The organism is Caballeronia pedi (assembly GCF_001544915.2).
In the GTDB taxonomy this organism is placed as follows: domain Bacteria; phylum Pseudomonadota; class Gammaproteobacteria; order Burkholderiales; family Burkholderiaceae; genus Caballeronia; species Caballeronia pedi.
Map to the genome: position 1 here is coordinate 113,796 of NZ_FCOE02000020.1, position 16,032 is coordinate 129,827.

At 60.8% G+C, this 16,032-nt stretch carries 16 protein-coding genes; 5 read left to right on the top strand and 11 right to left on the bottom strand.

Annotated elements, in window-relative coordinates; all coding sequences use genetic code 11:
- Positions 1-186 precede the first annotated feature (186 nt).
- From AWB80_RS26110 to AWB80_RS26120, 3 genes are all read right to left on the bottom strand, one after another.
- A complete protein-coding gene (locus AWB80_RS26110; protein ID WP_096031992.1) occupies positions 187-1,530 on the bottom strand; it encodes an MFS transporter in 1,344 nt (447 codons plus the stop codon).
- Between the two features lie 78 nt (positions 1,531-1,608).
- Positions 1,609-2,820, bottom strand: a complete 1,212-nt coding sequence (locus AWB80_RS26115) for a M24 family metallopeptidase (RefSeq protein WP_061177555.1) — start codon at positions 2,818-2,820, stop codon at positions 1,609-1,611.
- A 142-nt stretch (positions 2,821-2,962) separates the two neighbouring features.
- On the bottom strand, positions 2,963-3,982 hold the full coding sequence (locus AWB80_RS26120) for a GlxA family transcriptional regulator (protein WP_061177577.1): 1,020 nt from the start codon (positions 3,980-3,982) through the stop codon (positions 2,963-2,965).
- Positions 3,983-4,103: 121 nt separating this feature from the next.
- Here AWB80_RS26120 and AWB80_RS26125 point away from each other — a divergent pair, with 121 nt between their 5' ends.
- Positions 4,104-4,730 carry a dihydrofolate reductase family protein gene (locus AWB80_RS26125; RefSeq protein WP_061177578.1) on the top strand — a complete coding sequence of 209 codons (627 nt, stop codon included), beginning with the start codon at positions 4,104-4,106 and terminating at the stop codon, positions 4,728-4,730.
- Between the two features lie 10 nt (positions 4,731-4,740).
- Positions 4,741-5,136 carry a DUF2784 domain-containing protein gene (locus tag AWB80_RS26130; RefSeq protein ID WP_061177556.1) on the top strand — a complete coding sequence of 132 codons (396 nt, stop codon included), beginning with the start codon at positions 4,741-4,743 and terminating at the stop codon, positions 5,134-5,136.
- Here the strand turns inward: AWB80_RS26130 and AWB80_RS26135 are convergent.
- From AWB80_RS26135 to AWB80_RS26170, 7 genes are all read right to left on the bottom strand, one after another.
- Positions 5,112-5,552 carry a cupin domain-containing protein gene (locus tag AWB80_RS26135; RefSeq protein ID WP_061177557.1) on the bottom strand — a complete coding sequence of 147 codons (441 nt, stop codon included), beginning with the start codon at positions 5,550-5,552 and terminating at the stop codon, positions 5,112-5,114. The genes AWB80_RS26130 and AWB80_RS26135 overlap by 25 nt on opposite strands.
- 394 nt (positions 5,553-5,946) lie before the next feature.
- A complete protein-coding gene (locus AWB80_RS26145; RefSeq protein WP_061177558.1) occupies positions 5,947-6,603 on the bottom strand; it encodes a MarC family protein in 657 nt (218 codons plus the stop codon).
- Positions 6,604-6,609: 6 nt separating this feature from the next.
- Complete coding sequence (locus AWB80_RS26150) at positions 6,610-7,602, bottom strand: CobW family GTP-binding protein (protein WP_061177559.1); 993 nt, start codon at positions 7,600-7,602, stop codon at positions 6,610-6,612.
- Positions 7,599-9,218 (bottom strand): amidohydrolase family protein, encoded by a 1,620-nt coding sequence (locus AWB80_RS26155; protein ID WP_061177579.1) that lies wholly within the window; start codon positions 9,216-9,218, stop codon positions 7,599-7,601. The genes AWB80_RS26150 and AWB80_RS26155 overlap by 4 nt, the downstream gene beginning before the upstream one ends.
- Before the next feature lie 31 nt (positions 9,219-9,249).
- Positions 9,250-9,576 (bottom strand): HdeA/HdeB family chaperone, encoded by a 327-nt coding sequence (locus AWB80_RS26160; RefSeq protein WP_061177560.1) that lies wholly within the window; start codon positions 9,574-9,576, stop codon positions 9,250-9,252.
- Between the two features lie 81 nt (positions 9,577-9,657).
- On the bottom strand, positions 9,658-10,335 hold the full coding sequence (locus AWB80_RS26165) for a response regulator (protein WP_061177561.1): 678 nt from the start codon (positions 10,333-10,335) through the stop codon (positions 9,658-9,660).
- Positions 10,336-10,550: 215 nt separating this feature from the next.
- Positions 10,551-11,183, bottom strand: coding sequence for a helix-turn-helix transcriptional regulator (locus AWB80_RS26170; protein ID WP_244206734.1), 633 nt, complete (start codon positions 11,181-11,183; stop codon positions 10,551-10,553).
- A gap of 3 nt (positions 11,184-11,186) precedes the next feature.
- Here AWB80_RS26170 and AWB80_RS45010 point away from each other — a divergent pair, with 3 nt between their 5' ends.
- Entirely contained in the window at positions 11,187-11,492 is a 306-nt protein-coding gene (locus AWB80_RS45010) for a hypothetical protein (protein ID WP_244206736.1), read from the top strand.
- 278 nt (positions 11,493-11,770) lie between these two features.
- Here the strand turns inward: AWB80_RS45010 and AWB80_RS26175 are convergent, their stop codons facing one another.
- On the bottom strand, positions 11,771-12,904 hold the full coding sequence (locus AWB80_RS26175) for an NHL repeat-containing protein (protein ID WP_143328144.1): 1,134 nt from the start codon (positions 12,902-12,904) through the stop codon (positions 11,771-11,773).
- Between the two features lie 615 nt (positions 12,905-13,519).
- On the opposite strand from AWB80_RS26175, the gene AWB80_RS26180 reads away from it, so the two are divergent.
- Together AWB80_RS26180 and AWB80_RS26185 are read left to right on the top strand one after the other, a co-directional pair.
- The gene (locus AWB80_RS26180) at positions 13,520-15,343 is read left to right on the top strand and encodes an alpha/beta hydrolase (protein WP_061177563.1); all 1,824 of its coding nucleotides are present in this window, start codon (positions 13,520-13,522) and stop codon (positions 15,341-15,343) included.
- Between the two features lie 321 nt (positions 15,344-15,664).
- A complete protein-coding gene (locus tag AWB80_RS26185; RefSeq protein ID WP_061177564.1) occupies positions 15,665-15,922 on the top strand; it encodes a hypothetical protein in 258 nt (85 codons plus the stop codon).
- Positions 15,923-16,032 lie beyond the last annotated feature (110 nt).

A 16,032-nucleotide genomic window follows, 5' to 3' on the forward strand; every position in this document is an offset into this window, starting at 1 on the left:
ATTTTTAATGGACGAATGCTCACGGACGTTCGTATAGACGCAATACATGGAAAAGCATCTCTTATGAAGAACTGCGGTTGATTTTCTAGATAGAAAAAGAAAGGGCACCGTCCTGGTGCCCCTTGTTCTGAATGTCACGTTTCAAGTCTATTCATACGTTATGACGAGCAATGCTATTTCCATTCGTCAGTCATCCGCGAGTGGCGCATGCGAGGTCTCGCGGCTTGCAAGCATTGCGACAAGCGCGACGCCTGCGGCCCCGACGAGATACCACGCCGGCGCAAGCCTGTTGCCCGTCACGCCGATGAGCCACGTTGCGATCAGCGGTGCGGTGCCGCCGAAGAGCGCATTGGCCGCGTTGAAGCAGAAGGCGAAGCCGCTATAGCGCACGCGCGTCGGGAAGATCTCGGAGAGGAAACACGGCAGCGTGCCATCGTTCATCGTGAGCAGCGCGCCGAAGGCCACCTGAATCGCGACGATCATCGCGAAGCTCGCGCCTGCCAGGCCTTTAAAAAGCGGCACCGTCAACACTGCGAACAGAATCGATGCGCCGATCAGCATCGACTTGCGACCCACGCGATCGGACAATGCGCCCATCATGAAGATCAGGCCGATATAGGCCGTGAGCGATATCGTCGCGGCGACGAACGAGGCCGTCTCGCTCATGCCCATCTCGGTGGAAAGATACGTCGGCATATAGCTCAACACGAGGTAGAACGCCACCGCGTTCAGACACGTCGCGCCGAATGCGATCAGCATCCGACCGCGATGCTTCGACAGCAATTCGGCGATCGGCGCTTGCGCGGCGTGATGGCTCTTTTCCATCGCCTTGAAACGCGGCGTGTCCTCCAGCTTCACGCGGATATAACGTCCAATCAGTCCGAACGGCGCGGCAAGCAGAAACGGCAGACGCCAGCCGAACGACTGCAACTGTTCGCTCGTGAGGGCCGCATGCATCAGCGCGACGAGAATCGAGCCGAACAGCAGGCCCGCCGCCGTGCTCGCGGGCACGATGCTGGTATAGATGCCGCGCCGCTTGTCCGGTGCGTATTCGGCGAGAAACGCAGCCGCGCCCGCATATTCCCCTGAGGCCGAAAAGCCCTGCACCACGCGCACCAGAAGAAGCAGCACGGGTGCGAGCATGCCTACCTGGGCATAAGTCGGCAGCAGCGCGATCAGGAACGTCGAGCACGACATGATGAGAATCGACAGCGAGAGCGACGTGCGTCTGCCGATCCGGTCGCCCACATGACCCCACACGATGCCGCCGATCGGCCGCACGATGAACGAGATCGCGAATACGCCGTACGTGGCAAGCAAACTCGTGGCGCCATCGGTCTTTGGAAAGAACACGACGGCGATGATCGTCGCCAGATAGCCATACGATGCATAGTCGAACCATTCGACGAAATTGCCGATGAAGCTCGCACAGGCGGCACGCTTCAATAGCTTCGGGTCGACTTGCGTGCTTTCCTCACGCGACGCCTGAGGCATCGCGACCTGCGCGGTTACCGCTCTTTCCGTGTTCATCGACTGTCTCCGGACATGATGATTCGATTGCGCTACGAAAATCCCGGCGGCCGCGCCGCCGGTTCGTGCACCGCGCGTTCAGGCCGTGATGATGTTGCGCTCCGGCCCGTAGGGAAAGCCCGTGATGTTGGTGGCGCCGTTCTCGCCGACGACGAGGATGTCGTGCTCGCGATAGCCGCCCGCGCCGGGCAAGCCTTGCGGCAGCATGATCATCGGCTCCATCGAGACGACCATGTTCGGTTCCAGCACGGTCTCGATGTCCTCGCGCAATTCGAGTCCGGCTTCGCGCCCGTAGTAATGCGAAAGCACGCCGAACGAATGACCGTAGCCGAACGTGCGGTACTTCAGCACGCCGTATTCGGCGTAGATCTTGTTGAGTTCGCTTGCGATATCGCAGCAGCGCGCGCCCGGCTTGATGAGTTTCAGTCCTGCTTCGTGCACTTCGACATTGATCTTCCAGAGGCGCAAATGCGCATCGGAACAGTGATCGAAGAACATCGTGCGTTCAAGCGCCGTGTAATAGCCTGCGATCATCGAAAAGCAATTGAGGCTGAGGATGTCGCCCTTCTGCACCTTGCGCGTGGTGACCGGGTTATGCGCGCCGTCGGTGTTGATGCCCGACTGAAACCATGTCCACGTATCCATCAGTTCGGAATCTGGAAAGCGTCGCGCGATCTCGCGCACCATCGCCTGCGTTGATGCAAGCGCCACTTCGTGCTCGGGCACGCCTTCATACACGGCTTGTGCGAGCGCCGCGCCGCCGACATCGCACACGTTCGCGCCATGCCTGATGACTTCGATCTCTTCCGCCGACTTGATCATGCGCATGCGCATCGTCTGCGCGCCGATATCGACGAATTCGACGGACGGCAACGCGGCCTTCAGCTTCGCCAACATTTCGACGGAAAGCTGATCGAATTCGAGGCCCACGCGCCCTCTGTCATCGATTTCGCCCTGCACGGCGCGGAAAAAGTTATCGCGCTGCCAGTCGGTATAGACGACGTTATAGTCGCCGACCGTGCGCCGCCACGGCTGGCCGCCGTCGATGTTCGCCGAGATCGACACGACCTTCTTCGGCGTCACGACGAGCCCGTATTTGCGGCCGAACGAGCAATACAGAAAGTCCGCGTAATAGTTGATGTTGTGATACGACGTGAATAGCACGGCGTCGATGTTTTCGCGCGCCATCAGATCGCGCAGCTTGCCGTGGCGGCTCGCATATTCCGCGTCGGAGAAGGTGTGCTTTGCTTTTTCGCCGTTCTCGATACGGATGAGGTTCTCCATTTTCATGCACTCGGCTCCTGGGTGAAAAGTCCATCGGTGTGAGTGAATGGTAGGAGCCTGATGGTTTCGAACATTTCCCGATTCGACGTCAAAATTCGCGTTTTCGACATCGAGGGTTAACCACGTACCGCGCACGTATGCGCGTGTTTCAAAGGGCTTTTTGATAGCGGCGGCGATCGGCGATCGGTGAGATGCCGAACTGCGCCTTGTAGCGCGTCGAGAAATGCGTGAGGGATGTGAAGCCGGTGCGAGCGCATACGTCTTCGAGCGTGCGCGCGGTACGGTACAGCAATTGACGCGCGCGCAGCAGCCGTATTTCGACGTAAGCCTGTGCCGGCGTTTTGCCGAAGCGCTCATGAAACCATCGCTCCAGCTGACGTTGCGAGACCTTCACGAACACCGCAATCTCCGCGATGCTGAGCGTTTCCTCGATGTTGCTCTCCATGACTTGCAACGCTTCATCGAGCTTCGCGTGCGCATCGCCGATGTATTGCCGCAGCGAAGTCACTTGCCGCTCTTCATGGCCGCGCCGCTCCGCGACGAGCAATTCGAGCACGCGCGCGGCGAGCGTGGGACTGCCTGGAGGAAGCGCGAGCAGATGCACCATCAGATCGAGTGGCGCGACGCCGCCGCTGCACGTGTACCGATCACGATCCACTTCATAAAGCCGGTTGGACACGGTGAGCTTCGGAAACTGTTCCAGCAGCGTGTCCTGATCTTCCCAGTGGATCGTGCAGCGGTATCCATTGAGCAGACCCGCGCGCGCCAGAAAATAGCTGCCCGTGTCGAGCCCGCCGAGCGCGGTGCCGCGACGCGCCTGCAGTCGCAGCCAGTCCATGATCGCGCCGATGCCCTTGCGCGGAATCGGATTCGGTCCGACGACGAAGACCGCATCGAACGCGCCCGACTCCGCCATGGCGACATCGGGAATCACGCGAATGCCATCGCTCGATCGAACGACATCGCCATTGCCATTGGCGCCGATCAGCGTGTACTCGTAGACGGTACGCTCGACCAGCATATTGGCGATACGCAACGGATCGACCGCCGTGCCGAGCGCAATCAGCGAGAAGTTATCCAGAAGCAGAAAGCCGATCCGCACGACACGCAAATCGTGCATGCCGGCATTCGCATGCTTTGCTTTTGAGCGCGCATCGTCGGATGGCATCGGAAGTTCGAGCGAAAGAGTGATGAATGCCGGCATCATAACGTCTCCGTCCGTGTCGATTTGCAGGGAGATCGCTCGTCGTGTTCATGAAGTCGCTGGAACTGTCCACTTGGAGAACATCATGCGCAAGCTCATCGTTTCGACTTTCATCAGTCTGGATGGCGTCATGCAGGCACCCGGCGGACCGGAGGAAGATCCCAGCGGCAGCTTCCGCCTGGGCGGCTGGATCGCACCCTATTCCGACGAAGCCATCGGCCAATACTTGCAGGAACTGCTTTCTCAACCGTTCGAGTTGCTGCTGGGACGTTGCACGTACGATATCTTCGCGTCGTACTGGCCACACGTTCCGGCCGATGCGGGCAACCGCGCCATCGCCGACCTGTTCGACCGCGTACCCAAGCATGTGGCAACCCATCGAACCGGCAATCTCGACTGGCAGAACAGTCATGCGCTGGTGGGCGAACTCGCCAACGCCATACGCGCGCTCACGCCTCAGGACGGCGCTGATCTATTGACCTTCGGAAGCGGCGATATGGTGCGCCAACTGCTCGCCGCCGGCCTGGTGGACGAGCTAAGGCTTCTGATCTACCCCGTCGTACTGGGTCGCGGCAAGCGTCTGTTCGGCGACGACGCAAAAGCGTCCGCTTTCACGCTGACGGATTCAACCACCACGCCCGGCGGCGTAATCATTACGCGTTATATCCGCGACGGCGAAGTGCGCACCGGAACGGTAGGCGAAGTGACCTGAGCCTCGGAACATGATGTCGCTCGCCAATACGGTTCTCGTGCTGCACGCGATGATCGTGCTGTTCATCGTCGGCGGGCTGATCGCGATCTGGACGGGCGCCGCATTCGGATACGCGTGGGCGCGCAATCGCCTGTTGCGGATCGCGCATATCGTGGCCATCGGTATCGTTGCGACACTGGCTGTCGTCGATCTTCCGTGCCCGCTCACCGTTCTGGAAGATCGAATGCGCACCGGGCAATCCGGCGCGCAAGGCTTCATACAGCGCTGGGTCAGCGCGTTCCTCTATTTCGATTTCCCCGTCTGGGTCTTCACGCTCGCCTATGTGGCCTTCTTTCTTGCCGTGGTCGTCACGTGGCGCCGAATTCCGCCGCGGCGCGCCGTTCAGAACGACGAGCGGGCAAGATAGCCTGTCGGTTTGCTTCTGAGCTTGCGGCTCACCTTGAGCGCGAGCAGCACCGGCTTGGTGATGTGCGGACGAAGGATCGCGTGCTTGCGCACGTATTTGGGCACGTACCATTCGGAGCGCGTGCCCGCGTAAAACAGCGCGGCGTGTCCTGCGCGCAGCGTGCGAGGCGCCTGGCCATCGGCCGTGATGATGACTTCGCCTTCGATCACGTAGATCGTCTCGTCTTCGTCGAAATACCAGTTGAAACGCCCGGCCGTGCAGTCCCACACCCACGACGATGTGGTCGTATCCAGACTTTGCGACCAGCGACCGCCGCGGGCGACGGGATTGCCTTCGAGGATCCATGCCGGGTCGATCGGAGCCGGCTCGAGCTGGACATCGTCGAGACGCACGGACTCGAAAACGGGAGTTGTCATGAAGGCTCCTTTAGGTTGCTGATTCGGTAATTTGCTCCGTCGGTGTAGTTGCGGAACCCTGCGCGCTCATCGGTCATGACGCATTGATCCGATGGGTTGCCTAAACGGAGACATCTCCGCGATGAAATCGTTCACCGCGCACCTTACAACTTGTAATGTAAGGCCATGATGCCACACCTCTGAGCAATGCACGCGGAAAATGACGCATTTGCATGACAATAGCAAAGCGATATGCGAGCGCGATAAAACGGCTCGAAGATGAAGGCTGACGCAGTTGCTGAAACGCGAGCAGATAGCCGTCGCAATCGGTCACGGCAAACTCGGTCGACCCGTATGCCGTGCCTTGAAGCGGCCAGGCAATTGCCGCTTTATCCAGGACGGACGCAAGTTCCAGTCAATGCAAATGCAACGTGCCGACCAAACCGGAGATGCCGATCCACGCGAGTTGCAGGCCGATGCAGAACAGCACGAACGCGAACAGCCGCATCGCAATCTGGGTACCGGTCTTGCCCAGCAGCTTTGCAAGACGCCCCGCGAAGCGCACGCAGAGGAAAATGCAACCGCACAGCAATAGCAGCGCCACGACGACGCCGGCCAGATGCACCGGCGAAAGCCCCTCGTGCGGCGTCCCCGTGCCCAACGCGATGGCAACCGCGATCGATCCCGGCCCGACGGTGATGGGCAGCGTCAGCGGATAAAAAGCCCGCGCACGCAAGGACGCGGCGCGCCCGGCATCCTCGATCGGCGCGGCGCTTTCGTCCGAAGGCGATTGCAGCAGACCCCAGCCCGCCATCGCGATGACCAAGCCGCCTCCGACGCGCAGCACGGCCTCCGATATCCCGAAGAACGACAGCACATAAGCGCCGACCGATAACGACACGAGCAGAATCACGAAGCCGTTGATCGCGATGCGCCGCGCCAGGTCCGCAAGATCCGCATCGCTCGCGCCGCGCACCATCCCGAGAATGATCAATGCAACCGCGGGCGGATTGATGATCGGGAACAGCGGCGTCACGATCAGAAGAACGCTCTTGAAGAATTCGTGAATCATCGCGCATTAGCCTTGCAACGAAGACCAGCGCACGACGCCGCTCATGCCGGCCTCTTCCAGCTCCTGCATGCCGCAGTCCCTGACGATGAAAACGGCGGCCATGTCGGGCGCGCTCGTCGGGGAAAGCCGGCGCGGCGCGGCGAACGTGGTGCCTACGCTTTGCATGAGAATGCGATCGCCGGGAGCCGGGCCTGCGACGATCGCTTTCATTCTCAGAAGCCGGCCGCCCAGCGCGCCCGAGATGTTCTCCATCCATTCGAGGGTCTGCTCCCATTCGGGCGCGCCGTGAAAACGCGCACAAAACACGCGCAAGCGCGGATGCAACAGCACGCGAGACGAACGCCTTCCATCGTCCGCTTCGTGCGCAATGAGCGCCTGGCCGCTCGCGATATCGCGCAAGGCGGCGCGGGCGCGTTCACGCAGGCTATCTTCGTCGACGAGATGGGCGAGCGGATTGATTCGTGCGATGCGCGCACGTTCGAGGCTGCGTTGTTCATCGCCGACCAGATCGGTCTTGGTCAGCACGATCGTGTGCGCCGCGCCGAGTTGCGCGGCGACATCGTCGAATGAATCGCCGTCGAGCGGCGGGCGGCTGCAATCGTAGGTAACCGCGATATGAACGCGCAGTCCCATCGCGGCGAGCGGATTCAGCGAGCGCATGACCTCGCCCGGACGCGACAGGCCGCTGCACTCCAGCACGATACGATCGAACGCGGGCAATCCCGCCTCGATGCGCGACGCCACCAGATCTTCGATGGTCATCACCAGATCGTTGTTCAGCGAGCAGCACACGCAGCCGTTGCTGAGCGTCGCCATCGCGGTACCGCGCGCGGATTCGGAGAGAACCGCGCCGTCGATATTGACCGCGCCGACCTCGTTGACGATGATCGCCGTCGACGTCTGCGCGGCGCTGTCGCTCAACAACGCTTCGAGCAGCGAAGTCTTGCCGCTGCCGAGCATGCCCGCGAGCATCACGAATTGCGTGGCGGGCGCCTTCACTTCGATTGCTCCGTTGCGTGGCTATACGGCGTCTCGCCGTTCTTCCATGTCGCCGCGACCATCGCGCGAACATCGCCTAGCAGCTCGTCGACATCGAATAGGATGCCTGATCGAATCGTGTATTCGAGCGCGCGCTTCTGCTCGACTGCGCCGAGTTCGTCATTCAGGCGCGTCGCGCCCGTGCCATAGAGAAGCTTGAAGTCCGCCAGCGGATTCTCGCGATGCACGAGCACATCCGCGCGACGCCCGACTTCGAGCACCCCCGTCTCTTCGCCGATGCCGAGCAGATCCGCCGCATGCGCGGTTCCTGCGCGCAGGACTTCCATCGGCAGAAAACCTGCTTCCTGAAGCAGTTCGAGTTCGCGCACATAGCCGAAGCCGTAGATCTGATACATGAAGCCGGAATCGCTTCCGGGACACACGCGTCCGCCGAGATTCTTGTAGTCGTTGAGGAAGTGCATGAAGATTCGGTACGTCTCGCGCCATTCGACCTCGTTCTTCACCGACCATCGATAGAAATACGCGCCGTGTCCGCCGCGCTGCGGCTGAAAGTACTTCCACGTCGTGTTGTCCGTGTAGCTGTCGTGCCATTCGGCGCGACGCGCGCGCATCACGTCGCGGTTGCCGTCATAGACATTCAGCGTCGGCACGAAGGTGTGGCCTGTTTCGAGAAACGCATGCAGCACGTCGTTCCACTTCTGCGAGCCGGGCTGGGCCGCCTGAAGGAAAGTCTGGCCCGCCGTCGAGAAACGCAGATATTCGTCGTCGTAGTCGTAGTCGTCGGCAATGCTCTGAAGCGAGCGCCCTTCAAATAGCGTCTCGGGTATGCCGTATGAATGCTCGGTGCTGGTCAACCCCCAACGCGCCGTCTTCAGCGCATTCATGCTACCGACCGTCAATTGCGCGTGATGACAACATGTACGCAGGCCGAGCTTCGCGCATTCGTCGAGCGCGGCCTGCATGATCGCGGGCGGCGCACCGAAGAACTTCACGCCCTCCGCGCCCTTGTCGCGCGCCTGTCTGAGCCATTCGCGTCCATCGTCGGGACGATAGATGGTCTTCAGGTAATCATTGACGGCGGGAAAATAGACATAGGGATAAAGATGCGGCGCCGCGATGCGATTCACTTCCGATGCCGCCTTCTGCTCGCATGTCCATGCAAGTCCGTTCATGCAGCCCGTTTCGCGCACCGACGTGACGCCGTGCGCGAGCCAGAGCTTGTAGATGTAATCGGCGGGCAGCATCTCGCCGTTCTCCGCGTGAAACGGCGTGCCGATATGCGCGTGACTGTCGATGAAGCCCGGCGACACGTACTTCCCGTGGCAATCGATCTCACGGTCGCCGCGCGCCGGACGGCGATCCGGATTCACCGGCTTGTGCGGCACGCCGACCACGGCAAGCTCGGTGATCCTGCCGTCCTCGATGACGATATCGGCGGGTCCGAACGGTGGCGCGCCCGTGCCATCGATCACGGTCGCGCCGCGCAACACGAGGCGGCCGAAGGGGCCTTCGCCCCGGTCTCGCGTCGTCGATGGCCGGACCTGCGTGAGACCTTTCTTCGCGAAGCCGGCGACCATTTCCTCGCCGACTTCGATTTCGAACTTCAATGCGTTCATCTCGTCACCTCGCATTCGTCAACACGCTTGCTCAGTGGTGATCGAACAGCGCGATCTGATTGGCCTTCACCATCGAGTGCACTTTCGTGCTGAACTTCATGCCGGGATCTTTCTTGCACGCTTCCACCACGGTTGCGGCAACAGGTTGAGCCGTATCGATGACCGTGGTTTCCGTGCCCTTCACGCCGAGTTTGTCGACGCCGGCGACGTAGTAGACGAGCGCGGGTTGATACGCTTCGTCGACCTGCACGAAATCCGCGCACGACATCTTTGCCGGAGCGACTTTCGTTTCCTTCGCGCTGGCGGCTTGAACAGCGAAGACACACATCAGGGCCAACAGGATTTTTGCGGCTTTCATAAGACACTCCTTGGTTTGATTGAATGGTGAATCAGCAGACTGCAGGCATATCGTAGAGAGGCAGAGTTAGCCCAGAATTAATCAGGCTGGCAGCGCCTGTCCGGCATGCATCAGCGTCCAGCCGATGCCGCGCACGTTGCGGATCAGCGCGCGACCAAAGCGCTTGCGCATCGAATGGATGAGCACGTCGAGCGCATTGCTCTCCACTTCGTTGCCCCAGCCGTAGATGCGTTCTTCGAGTTGCGCGCGCGAAAGAATCGCTTCGGGCCGTTCGAGCAGCGCATGCATCAGCGCGAATTCTCGCGCGGACAAGGGCGACGCGACGCCATCGCGCCACAGCGCACGACGGTCGAGATCGAGGCTCAACGATTCATCGCCGAGGCAGGAGGTCGCATAACCGGCCTGCCGGCGCAATACCGCACGGATACGCGCCAGCACCTCGCGCACGTCGAAGGGCTTGAGCACGCAATCGTCCGCGCCGACATCGAGACTGCGCACGCGTGTTTCCGGGTCGCTGCTCGCGGTGAACGTCAACATCGGCACCTTGTTGCCCGATTCGCGCGAGGCTCTCAATAATTCGAGACCACCGCCGCAGAGCAGGCCGAGGTCGAGCAGCACGACGGCGTAATAGGCCGCATCGATGGCGAGCCGTCCGGCTCTTGCATCGCGAACCCAGTCGACTCGGTAGCCGTCGTTCTTCAAGGCACGGAACAGGGCCTGTCCCATTTGCAGATCGTCTTCAACCAGTAACACGCGCATGATCTTCCTTCGTTTTTTGCAAGCGTTCGTCGCAGTTCATTGAAATGACAGGCACACCGTCTCTGACGTTTTTCTTACGGATACCGAAATAACCGGGATGGTGTTCCGAGGAATTGCCCGACGCCGCAATCATCGAAGATCAGTCGAGCGAGGGCAGTTTAGATTCGTGTCGACGTGTTGTCTGTCCTCACGAAACAGGACAGAACCATTCGATGTCAGCCGAGCAGGGCCGTCAGCGCAACCAGCTCGCGCTGCGTGCCGATGCCGAGCTTCGCCAGCGCGCGCTGCTTGTAGGTGACGACGCTCGCGGGCGATAGCGCGAGTATCGCGCCCACCGTCTTCGCGGTCTCGCCCTGCCCCAGGAGCTTCGCGACGGAACGCTCGCGCTCGGACAGCGCCGTATGCCATTTGATCGAGACTTCGCGTGGCACGCTCGGTGTCGCGCGCAATCTCGAATGCGTCGAAGCGAGCGCGGCGAGAAAATCCGCGAAAGCGGCGATACACGCTTTGTCGCGCTCGCTGAAGCGCCCCATAGCGGTGGATCGATAAACGCTGAGAAAGGCCGTGTGTCCGACGCCCGGCGCGATGATCGACAGCTTGTCCGCGATGCCTGGCTCGATGAAGAAGCGCTCGAAATACTCCGCATTCGATTCGCGGTCCATCATCAACGAACGCACGGCGGGCATGGGCGGCCTGATCGTTTCGGCCGGGGCGAATTCGCGTACCAGCGGGTCGTCGCGATAACATCCGCCCACGTACGCTTCGGTCAGCCGTGTGGCGACACCACGGGCGCGCCGGCTCGCGAGCGCGGAAATATGCGCATCGCGCGGCTTTACGTTGACGAGCACGCAATGCTCGATCTCGACAAGACCGGCCAGCGCAGCGATCAGGCTGTCGCCGAACTCGTCCGTGCCCGCCGCGCGCACACAATTGGAGAAAGGAAAAATAGCTGCATAGTCTCGCGGATTCATATGAATGCTCATTGCCCTGAAAACGATGCTGGGATCGCGCTCAAGGAGCAAGGAGCCGGGTTGCCATCCGAGCGCCGGGAGGCAACCGCGCGCGAGCATGTATCCGCGATGATGCACTGCGTGATCGATGACTTGTCGTCGCGCGAACGGACCGGTATGTGGGCTCTGACTCGTAGATCCACTTAAATACCAGTCATTCAAGTGGCGCTATGTTAGGAAGGGGAACCGGTCCCGTCTTGTCGCTTTATCCCCGCAAAAGCGACGATTTCGGCATATTTTCGCAAACTGAAAGAACCAGCGCGGCTGTGCTGCGCAGGCCGCTTCGCGACGTGGAAAACAGTTCGAACGTTCAGTCTCCGTTGTCGTTTTCCGGCTCGTGCATGTCGCGCGATGAAAGGCGTCTCATCTCGATACGCCTCGCATCGGGACACGCATGAACTCATGGTTTTCCCGACGCCCCAGTCTCATTGCAACGGATGAATGGCGATGATCACGTTGTCATCCACATCGCTCGCATAAAGCGTTTGTCCGTTCCACAGCAGCGCCCCGATATCCGGCAGCGAAACCGGAAGCGATCCCGTCACCAGTTGTGTCTGACCCACCACGCCCGCGACCGTGCTCACGACGCCCGCAGGCGAAATCTCCCGGATCGTGCTGTTGTTGAAGTCGCTTGCGTAGACGTTGCCCGCCGGATCGAGCGCGAGCGCGTCCAGTCCGTTGAAGGTTGCGGCCGTGCCGGGACCGTCGGTCGAACCCGAGACAGATGTCGAGCCCGCGAGCGTCGTCACGACGCCGCTGGTTCCGCTCAGCGCGATCTTGTAGAGCACGCCGGCGTTGGCGTTCAGATCGTCGTCCGAGACGTAGAGGTTGTTGGCCGAATCGATCGCGATGCCCTGCGGATTCACCAGCACCATCGGTGTGCCGCCCACATTGCTGGTGAGCGAAATCAGGTTCACCTGTCCCGCCGGCGTGATCTGGGCGAGCACGCTTGGCTGCGTTGGCGTCGATGTGAAGACGTAGACGTTCGAATTGCCGTCCACGGCGATCGCGCCGCCGCCGTCCGTCTGAACGGCGAGATTCGTGGCGGCGTTGGTCAGTGTCGTCACTTGCCCGGCTGGCGTGATCTTGCGGATGACGGCAGCCGTGGCGCTGGCGCCCTGATCGGTCACGTAGAGATTGCCTGCGCTGTCCGAAGCCATCATCCAGGGCCCGGCGAAGAGCGCGCCGCTGCCGGTGCCATCGGCGGAACCCGCCTGCCCCGGAGAGCCCGCGAACGTCGACACGATGCCGTTGCTGATCTTGCGGATCGTGAAGTTGCCGGTGTCCGCGACGAAGATATCGCTCGCTGCGTCCGAAGCGAGACCTTGCGGAACGTTGAATTGTGCGGAGGCCGCTGTGCCATCGTTCGTGCCCGTGGCGTCGACGACGCCCGCGTACACGCTGACCGCTGGTTGCGTGGCGGGCGGCGGAGGCGGCGGATTCGACGACGACGAACTTCCACCGCCGCCTCCGCACGCGCCCAGGAGACTCGCCAAAGCGCCGATGACGACACACCGTCCGATCGTGGACAAACCAGAAAGAGATGAAAGCATTTTCATAGGATATCGAAGCATATTTGCTGGAATTGGCCGGTCGCCTCCGACCGGCCTCGAAGAAATCGCGTGTGGTCCTGCGCCACGAATTCTTGCCTTCCAGACTTAGCTGCCGATTACACGCGCGCGTTGGCCGTCTCCGCTGCCGTGGCAAGCGCGCTCAGCATCTGCGCAACGGATCAGAGAGAGCGAAAAAGGCTCGACAAAAGCCCGACGCGATGCGGATACATCCCCAAAAATGCCGTTCTCGCTAGGTGCCCCAACGCACAAATCCCTTGCAGCATTTGAGTCCATCAGTGCGCCACCCCGCACAAGGGCCGCTAAAAAAGGCTTAGCGCCTAAGAAACCGGCCTAAAGCCAGGCCTAAGAACGCGACTAAAAACACGCTAAGAATGCTTGTCATTTATCCCTTGCGACAAGGGACCAAAGCTTTGTTCGCCAACGCACCGAAGGGCAAATTCAAAAGGATGTTTAATCTTGCCAAACGTGCAACCAGAAGCTCAAGAAAATGCGCGACACTAAAACAAAACTCAGCGGCTCAGGGAACGGTAATGTTGCCCGAATCGCGTTTTACCGAAGCTCAGGCGTGCATATCGGTAATTTCGAGCGAGGAGGCAACTCATGACACCGATCGTCTTCGGCGGGCGCTTCGGTTGGCTTCATGTCGGCCAAGGCAAGCAGGGCGTCGTACTGTGCAACCCGTTCGGACATGAGGAGGCGTGGGGGCACAAGGCCATGCGCTTTCTGGCCGAAGAGCTTTCCCGACGCGATATTCCAGTCCTGCGCTTCGACTATCTCGCCACGGGCGATTCGGTCGGCGTCGATCACGAAGGCGATCGGCTCGACGATTTCGTCGCGGATATCGGCGCGGCTGTCGATCGTTTGCGCAAGGAAACGGGCGTAACGAAGGTGACGTTGTGCGGCTTGCGTCTCGGCGGGACATTGGCTGCGCTTGCATCGCACCATCCGCTGGTGGATTCGCTGGCGTTGCTCGCTCCCGTGCTGAACGGACGTCACTATCTGCGCGAGCTGACCGCGTTGCGCAAGACGTGGGTCGAGAATCTTCCCGTCGTCGTGCGTGAGTGGCAGATCGACTCGCCCTTTCACGTACTCGGGCAGGTTTATAGCGAAGCATTTCGCAACCGCCTGAGCGGGCTCGATCTCGGCAAGGCCATGAGCTGTCAGCCTGCCATGCCCAAGCGCGTATTCGTCGCCGATATGCGACGCGGCGCAAGCCAGTCGCTATGCGTTGCACTGCGCGATCGAGGCGTCGAAGTGGAAACGGAAACCTTCGACGACTACTTCGACTTCATGCAGGAAACCGCATCGTCCACGTTGCCGGAAACGACGCTCAAGCGAACCGCGCAATGGATAGCGGACAACATGAAGGAGAGCCGCGCCGACGATCTCGCATCGCTTCGCGCGAGAAAGGCTGCGCGGCCGGGCATGTGCGACGACGCGATCATCGAAACCCCGGAAGCGATCGAGCGCCCGGTGATCTTCGGCGCAGCGGGGCTGTTCGGCATTCTGTGCGAGCCGCGCGACCGGCTCGCGGGCGGTCCGGTCATCGTCATCACGAATACCGCGGGCAGCGCGCATCATGGCGACAGCCGTCTGTCCGTGCGGATCGCGCGTGAAATGGCGCGGCGCGGTATCGCGTCGCTGCGCTTCGACGCTCGTGGCATCGGCGACAGTCCCGCGCGATCGCCGGACGGCACGCTCGACACGACGGCGACGATTCACGCGGAAAGCACGATCGAAGATGTCGGGACCGCCGCCGCATGGCTCAAACGCAAAGGCTACGATACGGTCGTGATGTTCGGCATCTGCTCGGGCGCGTATAGCGCGTTGCGGGCGTCGCTGGTCGAACCGGCGATCGCGGCTGTCATCGCCGTGAATCTGCAGCGCTTCTATATCCCCGAAAGAATGACGCTGCAAGAGCTCAGGAATCAACGCCGCAATACGATGGCGCGTCTTGGCCCTGCGCTTCTGAAGCCGACAAAGTGGTGGCTGGTGCTAAGCGGCAAGCGCGGACTCAAGCCTATCGTCAAGGCGTTCGCATCGAATGCGGCAGCGCGGCTGCATTCCCAGATGTTCGGCGTCAAGGGCAAGAAAGCCGTGCAGTCCGGCGAGCAGTCGCTTACGGACCCGCACAGTGTCGTTCATGCGCTCGAACGCAAAGGCGTGCGCACGCTGCTCGTCTATGGCGCGGGCGACGAGGGTCTCGATCAGCTCAACGCGCATTTCGGCAGGCACGGAAAGAAACTGTCGCGCATGACGAGAGTCAAGGCCGCGGTGTGCAAGGACGTCGATCACGCGCTCTACGATACGCGCGCGTTCGCCAGCGTGATTGCGCTGTCGGAGACGTTCATCAATGATGTGCAGCCGAAGAGCGTGCCGGTGATGGAGCCTGTTTCACCGCTCGGGGTTTCGCAGCAGCTCTAAAGGTGTGGGGTGTGGTGACGGACTGCTTGCGCGAGCAAGCAGTCCGTTTGTTTTTTTAACCGGCCCCAGCCGACTCTGTCGGCCGTTAGCCGACAGCCCTCCGTATTCTGTCTCCTGCCATCCGACACATCGATGACCGTCGAGCGCTCAGACATCCACGCGAAATTGCGCTCGATGCATTTATTTTATCTTGCAATCAATCACTTGGATTAACCGAACAGATCTTCTAGCCCTCTCTGGCACGCCCCTCGCATATGTAGCTGCGAGCGCAACGATTGGTGCTCAACCAACCACCAAACCAGATATCCCAGGAGCTACATCATGTTGAAGATCGACAACCTCGCAGTCAGCAAAGAACTCGGCCGCGCAGAAATGGGCGCCATCGTCGGCGGTGCGAGCATCTTCCAGAACAACGGCATCAACTCCAACTACAACGGCGGCTTCTCCTTCGCCAGCCCGCAGACCAACGTCGCTCCCGTGACGCAAGTCGATGCTTCGCAACACACCGACGTCGACGTGAAGAACATCACCAAGTCGCTCGCTTCGGTCGGCAGCCTGCTCGGCGGCGTGGCGCTCTGATACCTCACTCATTCATTCAAGTCTCAGGAGAACCATCATGTTGAAGATCGACAACCTCGCAGTCAGCAAAGAACTCGGCCGTGCAGAAATGGGCGCTATCGTCGGCGGCG